Raw genomic sequence first — 16,385 nt, forward strand, 5'->3', positions numbered from 1 at the left:
ATGGCGCCCAGGGCCCACATCAGGGCCAGGGAGAGGAAGAGCAGGACGAAGTGTCCGCCGACGCCGGCGCCGGCGAGCATGCCGGCGCCTTTCCCTGCGCGGGAGGTGGATTGTTTGAGTTCGGCCTTGGCCAGTTCTACTTCCTGGCGCATCAGGGTGGACAGGTCCCGGGTTACGTCGCCCAGCAGCTCGCCCAGGGACGCGTTGTCCGCTTTCACATGCGCCGCACTCGGCGGCATTTCCGGAATCTGGCTACTCATTACAGGCCACCCGTCTGGCCGCCCCGGGTGCGGTCCTGCGTGAGGGGGTCGTTTGCCATGGGATCGTCGGCGAGTGCGCGGTCACGCAGCGGATCGTCCGAGAGCTGGTTACCGGACCACGGTTCTTCCACCAGCTGCGGGCTGTCCAGGCCGCTGGCCGGCCCCGCTGCCTCCGGATAGCTGCTGCCGGGGGCGCCGCCGTCGTAACCGGCCGTAGTGGTGGCCGGGCCGGGGAGCTGGACCGGAGGCGGAGGAACGGTCCCGCCGGCAACGGGGGTTGTCTGGTTGTACTGGCCACCGTAGGGGGTGCCGGAGTACTGGCCGGACAGGCCGGATGTCCTGGTGCCGGCAGAAGTGGATGAAGTGTCTGGCGCGCCTGCGGTGAGGCCGCGGGTGAGGCGTCCGGCAAGGACACCGGCACCGGCGGCGAGGAGCAGGAACGTGCCGGGATTGTTGCGGGCGTACCGCTGGACCTCGGTCAGGAGGTCGCCGGGTTCCCGGTTCTCCAGCCAGGACGCGATGGAGGAGGTCCGCTCGGCTGCCTGCCGGACAAGGTCGCTGGCCATGCCCTGCTGGTCCGGGGCGCTGGCCATGCTGTGCAGTTGGCTGGAAATGTTGCGGATGCCCTCGGCGGCCTTCTGCTGCTGCGTACCGGCCTGGGTGGTCAGGCCCGACTTGGCCTGGTGAAGCAGGTCCTGGGCATTGAGCTTGGCCTCGTGGGCCACATTCGCGGCCTCGCCCTTGGCGGTCTCCGCTACATTCTGGGCGGATCCGGCAGCGGTCCGGGCCACATCGGCTGCTTCTTCCTTGGCAGCGTCTTTGCGCGAGGACGCAGAGGTGTCACCGGTGGTGGGGTAGCCGGTTCCGGCCTCGCCCGCGTATGGGCTGGCGGTTGACGGGAAGGTGGTGGCCTCCCGTTCACCGGGGATTCCTGTGCTGCCCGGAGGAGTCGTGTAAGCGGGGTCCTCGGGCCATTGGTTCTCTGTCATCTTCGCTCTCTCTTTCCAAGAAGGCCGGTTGTTGATCAAGAACCAGCAATACTGGCCGTAAAATGATAAGCATGGTTACTAATAAAAAGTAAGTACCCTTGCTAAGCGAGTTATAACCGTTCCAAAAATGTCAGCCGGAATGGCGAGGGCCTGCCCGGTCACAACGAAGTGGAAAGTGGTGGGAAACATGGATACAGCTCCATGGGTTTGGGTGATAGTTGCCATCGTTGTCATTGCACTGATCGTGGTGCTCCTTTTGGCCGGCGGAAAGCGCCGGAAGGCCCTCCAGCAGAAGCGGGACCAGGAGCACCGGGAAAAGGCGGCAGAGATCCGGCGTGAAGCCGAGAACATGGAAATCGACGCCCGCGAGAGGGAAGCCAAGGCCACTCGGGCACGCGCCGACGCCGAACAGGCACAGGTCGACGCGGCGCGCCTTCGGCAGGAAGCCGAGCAGCGGGCCCATGAGGCGCAGGCCCTGCGCGGCGACGTAGCCAGCCACACCCGGAAGGCGGACGAGCTCGATCCCGACGTCGGCCGGGATGGCCGGCGGGACCAGGCGGCGGGCCCAGACGGCCGCCAGGCGGAATACGGGAATGCCGGCCATGACGGGCGTGGACCTGCCGACGCTGGTGCCGGCCGGGCTACGGGCGGGGACGCGGGATACGTGGAGGGCCGACATGCCGACCTGCCACATGACGGCCGCGGCAGCCGCGGCACGATTGACGGCGGAAACGAGTCGGATATGCCGGTGGGCATGACTGGCGCCGAATCCGAGCGGAGGCGTCATCGCGATGAGACTGGCACCCCGGGAAATACGGGCACTTCGGAAAATCCAACTAGTTCGGAAAATCCAGACACCCCCACGGGACGTGATGCGCGCGGCAGGGAAAACCCGCGTATCTAAGGCCCGCAAGCGGCCGCAGGCGGCGGCCGCAGTGGTTGAGCCCGGGGTCTTAAGCGCTAGGGCCGCCGCGGCTTGAGAGCGGGGGAAGGGCCAACGCCTTCCCCCGTTCCCATGCCCGCGAGGACTTCCTTGACGGCGTCTATTGATGACACCCGTGGTTCCCACCCCAGGATCCGTTGTGCGCGGCTGGTGTCCATGATGGGCGCGCCCGCCGCCATCTCCACCCACCCGGAATCCGTGGGCTGGATACGTGCCCGCCACGTCAAGTCCACCACGGCGTGAAGCAGCCGCATGGGGATGGGGAGGATCCTCTTGGCGCCCAGGATGCGGCCCAGTTCCTGCGGGGTCAAAACCGGCTCGGCGGCGATGTTGAAGGCTCCGCTGGCCCGCTGGTCCACCACCCGCCAGTAGGCCTCTGCCACGTCGTCCGCGTGCACGGCCTGGAAGACCAGGTTGTCCGGGACCGGCAGCAATGGAACCCAGGGTTTGCGGGGTACGAGCTGCGAAAGAACCCTTCCCAGGAAGTACCTGCCAATTTCACTCCCTGCGTTTCCCTGAAAGATGAGGGCCGGCCGCAGCCTGGCGACTGAAATCTCCGGTTCAGCGGCGGCGAACTGGTCAAGGAGCTTTTCCTGCTCGGCTTTGTGGCGGCTGTAATGCGATCCGGCCATCCCGGTGGCGGGCCAGGACTCGTCCCTGCGCCGGTCTTTGTCCGCCTTGCTGTAGGCGCCGACGGACGAGGCGCAGACAACCTGTTTGACGCCCATCTTTCCGGCAGCGTCGAGGACATTCCTGGTGCCTGTGACATTGGTGCGGTGCAGGAGGGGCAAATCGCGGTTCGGCTGGATCTGCCACGCCAGGTGGACGACGGAATCAACCCCTTCGAGCGCCTTCTCGAGCAGCGGCCTGTCCTGTTCCAGGCCCACGTCCAGGCTGTGCCACTGCACGCCGCCGTAGGGGTCCCGGGACGTGTCAGGCACCCTCCGGCTGATGCCAACCAACTGCAGGCTCCCGGGCTTTCGGGCGACGTGGCCCTGCAGGTTGCGCAGCAGTGCTGTTCCCGCGTTTCCGCTGGCCCCGGTGATGGCAATGCGCATGCCAACGACTCCTTTGCACGCTTGGACTGGTTGCGGGCCCTTCAGGACGAGCCTACAGCGGAGAAGCATTGTTTTATAAGCAACCTTATGATTTGCTGCTTCTAAGTCTTGCCGCAGGCTTTCGGAACCAGACCGAGGGAAACCAACACTCATGCCCGAATCCTTCGCCGCATTTGCCGTGGACGCTGCCCCTGTCCGCTGCCAACAGCCCGAACCGGCACAACAACCCACTCCTCCCGCAACCTCAGGACGGCTGCGGGAAACGTTTGAAAACGAACTGGTCCTCCGGTACCTGGACCTCGCCGAGGCTTTGGCCGCCCGTTTTGAGGCCCGCGGCCGGGAGCGGGCAGACCTGAACCAGGTGGCCTACCTTGGCCTGGTCAAAGCGGCCCGCGGCTTTGACCAGGCCAAGGGCGATAGCTTTCCGGCCTACGCCGCGCCCACCATCACGGGCGAACTCAAGAGGTATCTCCGCGACCGGACCTGGGTTGTGCGCCCGCCACGCCACATCCAGGACCTGAGGACGCGGCTGTTCCGTGCAGAGCCGGAACTGACCCAATCCCTGGGCCGGAATCCCAGCGTCGCCGAACTGGCCAGCGAATTGGGAAGCGACCCGGCTGAGGTGCAGGAGGCCATCTCGGCATCCAGCAGCATGCACCCGGACTCCCTTGACGCCGCGAACCCCAACTCGGATGCCCCGTCCATCGGCGACGTCCTGGCAAGCCCCGAGACGCCCCTGGAACGGCTTGAGGAACTCGCCTGCCTGCGGGACGCCATGCAGGACCTGGATGACTCGGACCGGGAGCTTTTGTACCGGCGCTACTTCTGTGAGGAGACGCAGGTGCAGCTGGGGAAGCGGTTGGGGATGTCCCAGATGCAGGTGTCCCGCCGTTTGGCCAAGGTGCTGGTGGAACTGCAGCGGCGCCTGGAGGCCGGCGCCCAGTTCGGCGCGCCGGAGGATGCCGCCGGCAACGGGACCTCATCCCGGGTTGTGCCGGCAGGCCGGACAGCCAACCACCCCGCGCCTTTCCGCCGTGCCCGGAACGGGCACACCGGCGCAGGCGCCGGCCGCCGCTTCGGCGGTGCGGGGACCAGGTAAAGCCCGGCCTTCGACCGGACCCGCGCAGTCAACGGACGACGGCGGGTGGCGGCCGCGGAAGCACATCATCGCCGGCTGCCGGGAGGGGCTGCGAAGCGCCCCGGAGGGAGTGCCTGCAGCAACAGGCATCCTATCTTGCCTGTTCAGCCGCCGAAAGGAAACACGCTCCTGCGGCTGAAAGAGGCCGTGGCCCTGTTTAGGAGCATCAGCAGGAGGGAACTGTTTGGTCATGGGAAGCTCTGAAAGATCCAAGCTCCGCGCTGTCCTGTTCGACCGGGACGGAACCTTGGTGATCGATGTGCCCTACAACGGGGACCCCGGCAAAGTACGGCCAATGCCCGGCGCCAAGGCCGTGCTGGACAGCCTGCGGGCGGAGGGTATCGCCACCGGCGTGATCAGTAACCAGTCGGGCATTGCCCGCGGCCTGATCTCGGCCGGGGACGTGGCAAGAGTCAACGCCCGGGTGGAAGAACTGCTGGGACCTTTTGACGTGTGGGAAGTCTGCCCCCACGCGGAGCAGGACGGCTGTACATGCCGGAAACCCGCTCCGGGGATGGTCCACAGCGCCTGCCGCAAACTTGGCATCCATGCCTCGGAGGCCGCCCTGATTGGGGACATTGGCGCCGACGTCGGTGCTGCCGAAGCGGCCGGCGCCACCGGAGTCCTGGTTCCCACCCCCGTGACCCGTGCCGAGGAGGTGGCTGCGGCGCGGCTGGTTGCTTCCGACCTGGCGTCCGCCGTCGGCCTGCTGCAGGGGACGCCCTGATGGGGCGCGTCCTGGTGGCCCGGCTGGACAGCATGGGCGATGTCCTGCTGGCAGGTCCGGCCGTGCGGGCGGTAGCCAACGGCCGTGCCCAGTACGGCGGCAGCACCAACCACGTGGTGATGCTGTGCGGCAGGCAGGGTGAAGCTGCGGCCGCGATGCTCCCTGGCGCCGCTGAGGTGTACAGCTGGGACAGTCCCTGGATTATGAACCCGGCGCCCGGGATGACCGGGCCGCACGCCGACCGGCTGATCGAGTATGTCCGCAATTCCCGGATCACCGAAGCAGTCATCCTCACGTCCTTCCATCAGTCGCCGCTGCCGCTGGCCCTGTTGCTGCGGCTGGCAGGAGTGGAACGCATCACCGGCGCCTCCACTGACTACGCCGGCTCCTTGCTGGATGTCCGCCTCAAGCCGGGGGAGGACTTCCCCGAAGACCAGCCCGAGGCGGAGCGGGCACTGGGCATTGCCGAGGCCGCAGGTTTCCGGCTCCCCGCGGGCGATGACGGGAAGCTGCGCGTGAAGTCCGGTCCGGACGTGACGGGCCTGGTGGGTGACGAACCGTACGTTGTGGTCCACCCCGGAGCCGCTGTTCCCGCCAGGGCGTGGCCCCCGCTGCACCATGCCGCCGCCGTCGAACTCCTCCAGGGTGCCGGGTACCGGGTGGTGGTGACCGGCGGACCCGGCGAGGAGTCGCTGACCGCCACGGTGGCCGGCCCCTCTGCGGTGGACCTCGGCGGGCGCACCGACCTGCCCACCATGGCCGCCGTCATGGCCGGAGCCGATGCGGTGGTCAGCGGGAACACCGGACCGGCCCACCTGGCAGCTTCGGTGGGCACACCCGTGGCGTGCCTGTTTTCCCCTGTGGTCCCGGCCATCCGGTGGGCGCCCTATGGCGTGCCCCTGGAACTCCTCGGGGACCAGAACGCACCCTGCCGTATGTCCCGCGCCCGGCTTTGCCCCGTCCCGGGCCACCCCTGCCTCGACTCCGTATCGCCGGAGGAAGTGGTGGCAGCGGTGGAACGCCTGATCAGCGGAGTGAGCTCCTTCAGCACCCATGTCAGCACCCGTAGAAAGGCCCGCAACAGATGAGAATCCTGCTCTGGCATGTCCACGGTTCCTGGACGGACGCCTTTGTCCGCGGCCGCCACGAGTACCTGCTTCCCGTCCTGCCCGGAGGCGGCGCGTGGGGCCTGGGCCGCGCCGGCAGGGACTGGCCGGAATCAGTGCGGGAGGTGGACCTGGCGACGCTCCACCCTGACGCCGTGGACGCCGTCGTCCTCCAACGCCCGGAAGAGATCGATGAGGTGGTCCGAACCCTGGGCCGGATGCCCGGCGTCGACCTTCCGGCCGTGTTCGTGGAGCACAACACGCCCAAAGGCAACTTCCCGAACACCAGCCACCCGCTTGCGGACCAAACCAGCATCCCGGTGGTCCACGTCACCCACTTCAACCGCCTGGCCTGGGACAACGGCTCCGCTCCCACCACGGTGATCGAGCACGGAATCCCGGACCCTGGCCAGCTCTATACCGGTGAACTGCCAGAACTGGGGGTAGTGGTCAACGAACCGGTCCGCCGCGGCCGGGTCACAGGAACCGACCTGCTGCCGGCCTTCGCGTCGGTGGCGCCGCTGCAGGTGTTCGGCATGAAGACAGAGGGCCTGGCGGCAGCCACCGGAATCGAGGCTTCACGCGTGACGTCCCGGGGCGACCTGAAGACCCGGGACCTGCACCGGGAACTTGCCCGCTGCCGGGTCTACGTCCATCCCATGCGCTGGACCTCGCTGGGGCTGTCCCTCCTGGAAGCCATGCACCTGGGCATGCCGGTGGTGGTGCTTGCCACCACCGAGGCCCCACGTGCCGTGCCGCAGGAAGCCGGCGTGGTCTCGGCCGACGTCGACGAGCTGCTCCGTTGCGCGGTGCGGCTGGTGGCCAATCCTGATGAAGCCCGACGGCGGGGAGTTGCCGCCCGGGAGGCGGCACTCGAGCGTTACGGCCTGGGCAAGTTCCAGGACCGCTGGGATGAGCTCCTGGCGGATCTGCGGAACCATCCGCGGCACCCCGTTAATGAGCGGCCGGACGAGCGGATCCTCGTTCCGGCGCGGGAGAGGAAGACACCATGAAGATCGCCATGATTTCTGAACACGCCAGTCCGCTGGCGGCACTGGGCGGGGTGGATGCAGGCGGGCAGAACGTACACGTTGCCGCGCTGTCCGAGGCCCTTGCCAAGCGCGGCCACCACGTCACCGTCTACACCCGCAGGGACGCAACGGAGCTTCCCGCACGGGTCCGGGTGGGGCGCCGGTTCGAAGTGGTCCACGTGGACGCCGGGCCCGCCCGCCACGTGCCCAAGGACCAGCTGCTGCCCTACATGGGCGACCTCGCGGACGGCGTGGCCAGGGACTGGGGGCATCGGCCGCCGGATGTGGTGCACGGCCACTTCTGGATGTCCGGCCTGGCAGCCCTGGAGGCGGCCAGGCGGCCCGATGCCGGATACCGCGTGCCCATGCTGCAAACGTTCCATGCGCTGGGCACCGTCAAGCGGAGGCACCAGGGCGCGGAGGACACCAGCCCGGAGGCACGCCGCTGGCTGGAACCCGGCGTGGGACGAGCTGCCGACCGGATCATCGCCACCTGCTCAGACGAAGTTTTCGAGCTCAAGGCCATGGGTATCGCCACCGGCAAGATCTCCATTGCACCCTGCGGCGTGGACCTGGGCTTCTTCTCTGCAGAGGGGCCGGTGGCAGCCAGGAAGCGCCGCTACCGGATCCTGTCTGTGGGGCGGCTGGTGCCACGCAAGGGTGTGGACCTGGTGATCCGTGCGCTCCCGTACCTCAAGGCGGCGGGATTCGACGACGTCGAACTCCTGATCGTGGGCGGGGGCGGCGACACGAACGTGATGCACGCCGACCCTGAAATCCGGCGCCTGCTGGACCTCGCCGCCGGGCTGGGCGTGTCTGAACACGTGACCCTGCAGGGGCAGGTGTCCCGCGCGGAGATGCCCGGCATCTTCCGCAGTGCCGATGCCGTGGTGTGCGCACCCTGGTATGAACCGTTTGGCATCGTGCCGCTGGAAGCCATGGCATGCGGCATTCCGGTGGTGGCAGCAGCGGTTGGCGGCCTCCGGGACACGGTGGTTGACCACACCACCGGCCTGCACGTCCCGCCGCGGGACCCTGAAGCCATTGCCTCGGCACTGTCACTGCTGCTGGAAAACCCCGCCCTCAGGACGAAGCTCGGCCAGGCCGGGGAGCGGCGCGCGCGCACCCGTTACTCCTGGGACCGGGTGGCAGCGGAAACCGAAAAGGCATACCAGCTGGCCATGGCCGGTGCCCCGGCCAGCGTTTCGGCCGGGATCGTACCGATGGAAGGAGCCGCCCTGTGACTGCTGAATCGTCCCTGCGTGAAGCAGACCTCCGTACCCTGACCGCAGTACCGGCCCTGCCCGCTGTGCTCCCGGGCGCCACGTTCGTGGATGCCGCCAGCGCCGAGGCCGTCCGCACCCACCTGGACAACGTCATTCCGGCGCTTGATTCGCTCCGCAGCCAGTCGGGCCGGCTGGCTGCCTGGGGCGTGGAGCTGGCACAGCGCCTGCTGCGCGGCCAGCGGCTCCTGGCCGCGGGCAACGGCGGCTCAGCCGCGGAGGCGCAACACCTCACCGCCGAACTGGTGGGCCGGTTCGACAGCGAGCGGGTCCCGTTCTCCGCCATTTCCCTGCACGCGGAGTCATCGGCGGTCACCGCCATCGCCAACGACTACGGGTACGACGAAGTCTTTTCCCGGCAGGTCCGCGCGCATGGCCGCTCCGGTGACGTGCTGATGCTGCTGTCCACCAGCGGCAAGAGCCCCAACCTGCTGCGCGCCGCGGAAGCGGCCTCCCGGCTCAACGTGACCACCTGGGCGCTCACCGGCTCCGGCCCCAACCCGCTGGCGGACGTCTGCGACCAGGCCGTCATGATCGACGCCCTGAACGCCAACGCCCAGGAAGGGCACCTGATCGCCCTGCATGCCGTGTGCCGGGCCTTCGACCTTGAGGTTGCCCGGCACACCCCGTCAGTGGTCCCAGGGTTCCCCAGAGGTGGCCGGCCATGAGGATCGTCGTCGTGGGGGACGTGATGCTGGACGTCGACCTTTCCGGTGAGGCCACCCGGCTCAGCCCGGACGCCCCTGTTCCCGTGGTGGACGTTTCGGCTGTCCGCCGCCGCGCCGGCGGCGCAGGCCTGGTGGCGCGCATGCTGGCCCAGGACGGCTGGCCCGTCACGCTGGTGACGGTCCTTGGCAACGACGACGCCGGCAGCCAGTTGCGTGCGCAGCTGGCCGGCGTGCGGCTCGTCGCGGGCAGCAGCAGCTATCCCTCGCCCGTCAAGACCCGGGTCCGGGCGGGTTCCCATCCGGTGGTCCGCTTCGACCAGGGCTGTGAAAAGACGCCGGTCCCGGAGGTCAGCCCCGCCATGCTCCGCGCCGTGGAAAAAGCCGGCGTGGTGATCGTGGCGGACTACGGCAGGGGACTGGCAGCCAACCCGCAGCTGCGCGACGTGCTGGCCCGGCTCGCGGACAGGGTGCCGGTCATCTGGGACCCGCATCCCTCGGGGCCCGATCCGGTGCCAGGCGTAACCGTGGTGACCCCGAATATCTCCGAGGCCACCAAGGCGGTGCAGTCCGGTCCGGGGAAGGGCTCCGCCCAGGCGGATTCCGCAGACCCAGCCGCAGCCGTGGCAGGGGTCCTGCTGGAACGCTGGCGCAGCCAGGCGGTGCTGGTGACCAAAGGCGAGGAAGGGGCCGTGCTGCTGCAGCGGGGCGGTACCGCCGCCCGTTCCGTTCCCGCGCCGAGGGTGGAGGCCGGCGATCCCTGCGGGGCAGGCGACCGGCTGGCAGCCAGCCTGGCGGTGCACCTCCTGGCCGGCCGCGACCTGCCGGATGCGGCGGCCCTGGCGGTCCATGACGCCGCCGATTTCCTGGCCGCCGGAGGAGTGTCGGCCCTGCCCGATGCCGGTGGGGAAGATGCCGCCCCCGGACATCGCGGGCCGGCTCAGGCGCCCGGCCGGCGTACCACCGAACCACTGCTCCTGGCCCGTTCGGTCCGTGAAAACGGCGGAAAAGTGGTTGCCACCGGCGGCTGCTTCGACCTGATCCACGCCGGCCACGTCCGGTCACTCACCGCAGCCCGGGAGCTGGGGGACTGCCTGATCGTGTGCCTCAACTCCGACGACTCGGTGCGCCGGCTCAAGGGGCCGGAGCGTCCCATCATCGGCCATCATGACCGGGCCGAGCTGCTCCTGGCGATGGAATGCGTGGACGCCGTGATGGTCTTCGACGAGGACACACCGGAAGCCGTCCTGGACCGTCTGCGTCCGGACATCTGGGTCAAGGGCGGCGACTACAAGGGCGCCCGCCTGCCCGAGACGGACCTGGTGGAAAGCTGGGGCGGCCGCTGCCTCACCGTCCCTTTCCACCCGGCCCGCTCCACCACCGGCCTGGCGGACGCACTCGCCAAGGTCAGCTGAACCTCCCTGCCCATCGACTTGTTTTCCCCATTGAAAGGAACACCATGACAGCAGAACCAACTGCAACCGCATCCACCAACCCCGGCCGCGTCCTGGTCACCGGAGGTGCCTCCGGACTGGGGGCCGCCGTCGTCGACGCCGTCCTCCGCTCAGGTGGCACCCCGGTGGTCCTGGACCGCGACATCAGCAGCGTCTCCGGGGTGAAGGCGTTCGAAGTGGACGTCGCTGACCGCGCTGCCGTGGAGAAGGCTGTCCTGGAAGCCGCCGAAACCCTGGGCGGCCTGGACGCCGTAGTCACCGCCGCCGGAATCGACCGCTGCGGCAAGCTCGCCGACGTCGAAGCCAACGAGTGGGAAAAGGTCATCGGCGTCAACCTGATGGGCACCGTTTCCGTGGTCCGCGCCGCCCTGCCCTACCTCAAGGAAACCCACGGCCGCGTAGTGACCGTGGCATCCACCCTGGGCAAGCGCGCCGTGGCTGATGCCACCGCGTACTGCGCCTCGAAGTTCGGCGTGGTGGGGTTCAGCCACGCACTGGCCGCGGAAACCGGCGGCGAAATCGGCGTCACCACCATGATCCCCGGCGGCATGAAGACCCGGTTCTTCGACGACCGCACCGAGCAGTACAAGCCGCAGGACGACTCCCGGCTCAACGACCCCGCCAACACCGCGCAGGCCATCCTGTTCGCACTCAACCAGCCCACCGGCTGCGAGGTGCGCGAGATGCTGATCTGCCACGAGGAAGAGGGCTCCTGGCCCTAAGCCGCCGCCGGCCACAACTACGCTGCCATCCGCAGTTTGCACAAGCGACATATCCAGCACCGACACATCCAGCACGGAAAGGCGGGAGGAACACCATGCCCACCACAGCCACCGAAACATCCGCAGGCCATGAGACAGTCCAGGGCTCCGGCATCACCATCCAGGACCCGCGAACCGGTGAAGTGCTTTGGACGGTGCCCGAAGCGGCGCCCGAGGCCATCAACCACGCCGTGGGTTTGGCCCGCAGCGGTGCAGCAGCGTGGGCCGCAACCGCACCGGCCGAACGGGGCGCCGCGCTCCGGGCAGCCGCCAAAGCCCTTGATGCAGCCGCGCGGGAGCTCGCGGGGCTGAACGCCAGCGAAACCGGCCGGCCGGAGGATGAGGCCCTGGCCGGCATCGCCGCCGGGGTTTCCACCCTGGAGCAGTATGCGGAACTTGGCCCGGTCCACCGTGGCCACAGCCTCCGCGGCAACCGGCTGGCCACCGACTACACGCTGGCCGAACCGCGCGGCGTGGCCGTCCTGCTGACCCCCTGGAACGATCCGGTTGCCGTTGCCTGCGGGCTGATCGGCGCCGCGCTGGCCACGGGCAACACGGTCATCCACAAACCCAGCGAGCGGTGCCCGCGGCTTGGGGAGGCGCTGGGCGAAGTGCTGGCGCCGGCCTTCCCTGCCGGGGTATTCCAGACCCTCTCCGGTGGCGCAGGGGTGGGAGCGGCGCTGTCGCAGGCCGCCGTGGACGTCATAGCCCACGTGGGATCCAGCGCCTCAGGCGCCCGCATTGCCCAGGCCGGAGCCCTTACCGGCGCCCACGTCATCAGGGAAAACGGTGGCAACGACCCCCTGCTGGTGGACCGCGACGTGGATCCCGGGTGGGCTGCCCAGCAGGCAGCCATCGGAGCCTTCAGCAACAGCGGCCAGATCTGCACCTCCGTGGAACGGATCTACGTCCATAGGGACATTGCCGCCGAGTTCTGCAAGGCCCTGGAGGCCGAGGCAGCGCTCCGGAACAGCAGCGGCAGCGTGGCGCCGCTGGTGGACCTGCGGATGCGCGACGCCGTCCACGCCCACGTCGCCGAGGCCCTGGCCCAGGGCGCCCGCGCGGTGGAGGGCGGTGCCCTCCCGGCCGGCCCGGGTTCCTTCTACCCGGCCACCGTCCTGCTCGGCTGCACCGAAAGCATGCAGGTGATGGCGGAGGAAACGTTCGGCCCCGTGGCTCCGGTGCAGGTGGTGGACACGTTCGACGACGGCTTGCGCCTGGCGTGCAGCGGCAGGTATGGATTGGCGGCCACCGTCCTAAGCAGCAACATCGCGCACATCCAGCAGGCGGTGGCTGCGCTGCCCGTGGGAACGGTGAAGGTCAACGAGGTGTTCGGCGGCGCCCCCGGCGGAGCAGCCCAGCCGCGCGGCGAGAGCGGGGCCGGGTTCGGCTACGGGCCAGAGCTCCTGGACGAGTTCAGCCAGGTCAAGGTGGTGCACATCGCGGCCCCGCCGGCGGCCGGTTCCGGCGACGGCCCGGATACCATCATCAACACTGACGACCGGGACCTGCCGTGAACGCGTCCCCGGAATCCATCGACCTGTCCACCCAGCGGGCACTGTCCGACTGGCTCCCCGGCCGGCTCGCCGCGGAACAACCCTCCATCCTGGTCATCGGCGACGTGATGCTCGACGGCTGGTGGAGCGGCAGCATCGAACGGCTCTGCCGGGAAGCGCCCGCCCCCGTGGTGGACATCCAGTCCCGCGAATCGGTCCCGGGCGGCGCGGCCAACACCGCCATGAACCTGGCCGCCCTGGGAGCAAAGGTCTCGGTAGCCGGAATCATCGGCTCGGACGACGCCGGCGAGGACCTCCGTGCGCAGCTTGCCGCCGCCGGCATCGACGTCCGGCACCTGCACACCCACCCGGACATGGTCACCACCACCAAGATCCGGATCAGCAGCGGCGGCCAGGTGATGCTGCGCCTCGACGACTCGGGCGGCGCTGTCCCGGCCGACGCCCTGGCCGCGCTCGCCGCCTCGGTGAGTGCCGCCGTCGAACGCCAGGACGCCGTGCTGGTGTGCGACTACGGGACCGGCGTGGTGGCGGACCCTGTCCGCACGGAACTGGCGCGCGTCCTGGGACCTGACACCGCCGGCGAAAACCGTCCGCTTGTGGTGGTCGACGCCCATGATCCGCGCCCCTGGGCTGCCCTGCAGCCCGACCTGGTGACCCCGAACGCGCAGGAAACCGCCCGGCTCCTGGACCGGAAACTGCCGGAAGGGCAGGCGCGGGTGGAGGCGGTGTCCGCGGAGTCCGCGGCCCTGCTTCAGGCAACCGGCGCCCGGGCCGTGGTGGTCACCCTGGACCGGGACGGAACCGTGCTGTTGATGCCCGACGGCGTGCGGCACCGGACGTGGGCCCGGCCCGCCGCGGAGAAGCAGGCATCCGGGGCAGGGGACACCTTCGTGGCGGCCCTGACGCTTGCCCGTGCCGCCGGGCTGCCGCTGACCGCCAGCCTGGACCTGGCCCAGTCGGCCGCCGACGTGGTGGTCCACCAGCCCGGCACGTCTGTGTGCAGCACCGCCCAGCTCAGCCGGTACCTGGAGGCCTTCGCCGATACCGCCCTGAGTGCGGACGAACTGGAACGGCAGATGGAAATACACCGCGCCCAGGGCCAGCGGATCGTGCTGACCAACGGCTGCTTCGATGTGCTGCACAGCGGCCACACCAGGTACCTCAACCAGGCGAAACAGCTGGGCGACATCCTGGTGGTGGCACTGAACAGTGATGATTCGGTGCGCCGGCTCAAGGGCCCCGGCAGGCCCATCAACACCATGGCGGACCGTGCAGCCGTGGTGGCGGCCCTGAGCTGCGTGGACTATGTGACAGTGTTCGATACCCCCACGGCCACCCCGCTGATCCGCCGGCTCCGGCCCGAAGTCTATGCCAAGGGCGGGGACTACACGCCGGAAATGCTGGAGGAGACCCCGGCGGTGGAAGAGTACGGCGGCCGGATCGCCATTCTTGATTACGTGGCTGAACGGTCCACCACCGCCGTGGTGAAACGGATCCGCGACGGTGAAGGCGCAGTGCCTACCAACTAAGGTTGAAGCATGACTGAAGCGTGGCACGGGTAATGGCAAAACGCGGAAGGTCAGGGGGCCGGAACAGCATCCGTGCGGTTGCAGGCGTGGTGGAGGTGCCTGCGGGCTCCCGCCAGAGTGGTCCGGTGGAGGGTGTCTACTACATCGATACCGGTGACTGCGAGCTGGTGGCGGACCAGGACAACTCCACGGGCTGGCTCCTGAAGATCAACGGGGTCATGAGCTCGCACATCGACCTCGCCGATCCCCTGTTTTTGGACTTCGAGTACATGCGGTGGATGGCGGCGCTCATTGAATCCCGCTGGCCGCCGTCGGACGCATCGTCGGCAAAGCTGCGCGGGCTGCACCTGGGCGGCGGCGCCTGCTCCATGGCCCGCTACTTCGCCGCAGCCTACCCGGACGCCCGCCAGGTGGTGGTGGAACTGGACGGCAAGCTCGCGGAGCATGTCCGCAACTGGTTCGACCTTCCCAAGGCGCCTTTGCTCCGGATCCGGGTAGGGGAGGCCCGCGCCGTGACGGAGACCCTGACGGCCGGCACCCGGGACTTCATCATCCGCGACGTCTTCGCCGGCGCCCACACCCCGCGCCCGCTGACCACCGCCGAATTCAATGCGCACGTCAAACGGGTCCTGGCCCCGGGCGGCCTGTACGTGGCCAACTCCGGCGATGCCCCCGACCTCCGGAATGCGCGGGAGGACGCGGCCACCATTGCGGCAGCCTTCCGGCACACGGTGATCATTGCCGACCCCGCCATGCTGAAGGGCCGGCGCTACGGAAACATGGTGATGGCCGGCAGCGACTCGCCCATCGTGGACGACCCACAGCTGCGGCGCAGGCTCCTGGGCGGAGCCGTCCCGGCCCACCTCTGGGACGACGCCCAGGTCCGGGCGTTCGCCGCCGGAGCGGCAGTCCGCCACGACCCGCCGGCGCCCCCGGAAGCCTAAGCCCGGCCCAGGAGCGCTTCGCGGTAATCCGCCATCCGTTCCCGGAGGGCCTGCACCACCGCGGCAACCGCGGGCCGGCGCAGCGAATCCGGGCGCAGGACCAGCCAGTAGGGGAGCAGTTCGCCGATCTCGTCGGGCAGCAGCCGGACCAGGTCATCGTGCAGGTCCGCCATGAAGCACGGCAGGAACCCGACCCCCGCCCCGGCCCGGGTTGCCTCCACGTGCACGAACACGTTGGTGGAGGTGAGGCCGTCGCGCATGGCCGGAACCAGCCGCCGCGGCGCGTCAAGGTCATCCACCTGCAGCATTGAATCCACGAAATACACCAGCGGGTGCCCGTTGAGTTCAGCCACGGTGGCCGGTGTCCCGTGCTCCGCCAGGTAGGCGCGGGACGCGTACATTCCCAGCCGGTATTCACCCAGCCGGATGGCCTCCGCCCGGTGCACCTGCGGCTCGCCCACCACCACCTCGATGTCCAGGCCGGACCGCTGCTGCAGGGCACGGCGCGTCATGGTCACCACTTCCACGCTGAGGCCCGGATGGTCCCGGCGCAGGCGCGCCACCGCTGGGGCTGCAATGTAGGCGCTGAAGCCATCGGTGGCGGTCATGCGTACGACGCCGGTAATCGGGTCGGGTGCCTGGCCTGCCGGTCCCAGCGTGCCCAGCACCGCTTCCACCTGTTCCGCTGCCCGCACGGCCCGTTCGCCGAGCTCCGTCAGTTCCCAGCCGCCTGCTGCCCGGGACAATACCCGGCCGCCGAGCGCTTTCTCAAGGGCGGCGATCCTGCGGGACACCGTGGTGTGGTTCAAGCCCAGGGCCTGGGCCGCCGTCGTGAACCTGGCCGAGCGGGACACTGCCAGGAGGACCAGCAGGTCATCGGGGTTCGCATTCATATCTGCAATTGTGCACATGTTTCGTGCCGCTTTGGGCATTGAAGTGCCTGGTTTGTGCAGCAATACTCATCTGAGTCACTTGTGCTG

The 16,385-nt window shown here is 68.9% G+C and carries 16 protein-coding genes; 12 read left to right on the forward strand and 4 right to left on the reverse strand.

The window, feature by feature from the left end; all coding sequences use genetic code 11:
• Positions 1-260 (reverse strand): phage holin family protein (locus tag FB478_RS17280; RefSeq protein WP_186447829.1); only part of this gene is annotated, 260 nt, incomplete at its 3' end.
• A complete protein-coding gene (locus FB478_RS17285; protein ID WP_134165217.1) occupies positions 260-1,249 on the reverse strand; it encodes a hypothetical protein in 990 nt (329 codons plus the stop codon). The genes FB478_RS17280 and FB478_RS17285, both read right to left, overlap by 1 nt.
• A gap of 187 nt (positions 1,250-1,436) precedes the next feature.
• Here FB478_RS17285 and FB478_RS17290 point away from each other — a divergent pair, with 187 nt between their 5' ends.
• Positions 1,437-2,153 (forward strand): hypothetical protein, encoded by a 717-nt coding sequence (locus FB478_RS17290; protein WP_144601192.1) that lies wholly within the window; start codon positions 1,437-1,439, stop codon positions 2,151-2,153.
• Between the two features lie 56 nt (positions 2,154-2,209).
• Here the strand turns inward: FB478_RS17290 and FB478_RS17295 are convergent, their stop codons facing one another.
• Positions 2,210-3,250 (reverse strand): NAD-dependent epimerase/dehydratase family protein, encoded by a 1,041-nt coding sequence (locus FB478_RS17295; protein WP_056392297.1) that lies wholly within the window; start codon positions 3,248-3,250, stop codon positions 2,210-2,212.
• 151 nt (positions 3,251-3,401) lie between these two features.
• On the opposite strand from FB478_RS17295, the gene FB478_RS17300 reads away from it, so the two are divergent.
• From FB478_RS17300 to FB478_RS17350, 11 genes are all read left to right on the forward strand, one after another.
• The gene (locus FB478_RS17300; protein ID WP_144601193.1) at positions 3,402-4,349 is read left to right on the forward strand and encodes a sigma-70 family RNA polymerase sigma factor; all 948 of its coding nucleotides are present in this window, start codon (positions 3,402-3,404) and stop codon (positions 4,347-4,349) included.
• 229 nt (positions 4,350-4,578) lie between these two features.
• Positions 4,579-5,115, forward strand: a complete 537-nt coding sequence (locus FB478_RS17305) for an HAD-IIIA family hydrolase (RefSeq protein WP_018772192.1) — start codon at positions 4,579-4,581, stop codon at positions 5,113-5,115.
• Positions 5,115-6,203, forward strand: a complete 1,089-nt coding sequence (locus tag FB478_RS17310) for a glycosyltransferase family 9 protein (RefSeq protein WP_018772193.1) — start codon at positions 5,115-5,117, stop codon at positions 6,201-6,203. The genes FB478_RS17305 and FB478_RS17310 overlap by 1 nt, the downstream gene beginning before the upstream one ends.
• Positions 6,200-7,234 carry a glycosyltransferase gene (locus FB478_RS17315; protein WP_144601194.1) on the forward strand — a complete coding sequence of 345 codons (1,035 nt, stop codon included), beginning with the start codon at positions 6,200-6,202 and terminating at the stop codon, positions 7,232-7,234. Before FB478_RS17310 ends, FB478_RS17315 begins: the two co-directional genes overlap by 4 nt.
• Positions 7,231-8,496 carry a glycosyltransferase gene (locus FB478_RS17320; RefSeq protein WP_018772195.1) on the forward strand — a complete coding sequence of 422 codons (1,266 nt, stop codon included), beginning with the start codon at positions 7,231-7,233 and terminating at the stop codon, positions 8,494-8,496. Before FB478_RS17315 ends, FB478_RS17320 begins: the two co-directional genes overlap by 4 nt.
• On the forward strand, positions 8,493-9,203 hold the full coding sequence (locus FB478_RS17325; protein ID WP_134165211.1) for an SIS domain-containing protein: 711 nt from the start codon (positions 8,493-8,495) through the stop codon (positions 9,201-9,203). The genes FB478_RS17320 and FB478_RS17325 overlap by 4 nt, the downstream gene beginning before the upstream one ends.
• A complete protein-coding gene (rfaE2, locus tag FB478_RS17330; protein ID WP_144601195.1) occupies positions 9,200-10,615 on the forward strand; it encodes a D-glycero-beta-D-manno-heptose 1-phosphate adenylyltransferase in 1,416 nt (471 codons plus the stop codon). The genes FB478_RS17325 and rfaE2 (FB478_RS17330) overlap by 4 nt, the downstream gene beginning before the upstream one ends.
• Positions 10,616-10,659: 44 nt before the next feature.
• Positions 10,660-11,376, forward strand: a complete 717-nt coding sequence (locus FB478_RS17335) for an SDR family oxidoreductase (protein WP_142069206.1) — start codon at positions 10,660-10,662, stop codon at positions 11,374-11,376.
• A gap of 95 nt (positions 11,377-11,471) precedes the next feature.
• Positions 11,472-12,932 (forward strand): aldehyde dehydrogenase, encoded by a 1,461-nt coding sequence (locus FB478_RS17340; protein WP_144601196.1) that lies wholly within the window; start codon positions 11,472-11,474, stop codon positions 12,930-12,932.
• Complete coding sequence (gene rfaE2 / locus FB478_RS17345) at positions 12,929-14,461, forward strand: D-glycero-beta-D-manno-heptose 1-phosphate adenylyltransferase (protein WP_144601197.1); 1,533 nt, start codon at positions 12,929-12,931, stop codon at positions 14,459-14,461. The genes FB478_RS17340 and rfaE2 (FB478_RS17345) overlap by 4 nt, the downstream gene beginning before the upstream one ends.
• 32 nt (positions 14,462-14,493) lie before the next feature.
• Positions 14,494-15,405 (forward strand): spermidine synthase, encoded by a 912-nt coding sequence (locus FB478_RS17350; RefSeq protein ID WP_018772201.1) that lies wholly within the window; start codon positions 14,494-14,496, stop codon positions 15,403-15,405.
• Here the strand turns inward: FB478_RS17350 and FB478_RS17355 are convergent.
• On the reverse strand, positions 15,402-16,298 hold the full coding sequence (locus tag FB478_RS17355; protein WP_018772202.1) for a LysR family transcriptional regulator: 897 nt from the start codon (positions 16,296-16,298) through the stop codon (positions 15,402-15,404). The two genes, FB478_RS17350 and FB478_RS17355, sit on opposite strands and share 4 nt — an antisense overlap.
• Positions 16,299-16,385 lie beyond the last annotated feature (87 nt).

This window comes from Arthrobacter sp. AG367 (genome assembly GCF_007828995.1).
In the GTDB taxonomy this organism is placed as follows: Bacteria; Actinomycetota; Actinomycetes; order Actinomycetales; family Micrococcaceae; genus Arthrobacter.

Excerpts from the sequence above, each read along its gene's own strand:
- FB478_RS17285 (WP_134165217.1), bottom strand. The coding sequence starts at position 1,249 with ATGACAGAGAACCAATGGCCCGAGGACCCCGCTTACACGACTCCTCCG.
- FB478_RS17290 (WP_144601192.1), top strand. The coding sequence starts at position 1,437 with ATGGATACAGCTCCATGGGTTTGGGTGATAGTTGCCATCGTTGTCATT.
- FB478_RS17295 (WP_056392297.1), bottom strand. The coding sequence starts at position 3,250 with ATGCGCATTGCCATCACCGGGGCCAGCGGAAACGCGGGAACAGCACTG.
- FB478_RS17300 (WP_144601193.1), top strand. The coding sequence starts at position 3,402 with ATGCCCGAATCCTTCGCCGCATTTGCCGTGGACGCTGCCCCTGTCCGC.
- FB478_RS17305 (WP_018772192.1), top strand. The coding sequence starts at position 4,579 with ATGGGAAGCTCTGAAAGATCCAAGCTCCGCGCTGTCCTGTTCGACCGG.
- FB478_RS17310 (WP_018772193.1), top strand. The coding sequence starts at position 5,115 with ATGGGGCGCGTCCTGGTGGCCCGGCTGGACAGCATGGGCGATGTCCTG.
- FB478_RS17315 (WP_144601194.1), top strand. The coding sequence starts at position 6,200 with ATGAGAATCCTGCTCTGGCATGTCCACGGTTCCTGGACGGACGCCTTT.
- FB478_RS17320 (WP_018772195.1), top strand. The coding sequence starts at position 7,231 with ATGAAGATCGCCATGATTTCTGAACACGCCAGTCCGCTGGCGGCACTG.
- rfaE2 (WP_144601195.1), top strand. The coding sequence starts at position 9,200 with ATGAGGATCGTCGTCGTGGGGGACGTGATGCTGGACGTCGACCTTTCC.
- FB478_RS17335 (WP_142069206.1), top strand. The coding sequence starts at position 10,660 with ATGACAGCAGAACCAACTGCAACCGCATCCACCAACCCCGGCCGCGTC.
- FB478_RS17340 (WP_144601196.1), top strand. The coding sequence starts at position 11,472 with ATGCCCACCACAGCCACCGAAACATCCGCAGGCCATGAGACAGTCCAG.
- FB478_RS17350 (WP_018772201.1), top strand. The coding sequence starts at position 14,494 with ATGGCAAAACGCGGAAGGTCAGGGGGCCGGAACAGCATCCGTGCGGTT.
- FB478_RS17355 (WP_018772202.1), bottom strand. The coding sequence starts at position 16,298 with ATGAATGCGAACCCCGATGACCTGCTGGTCCTCCTGGCAGTGTCCCGC.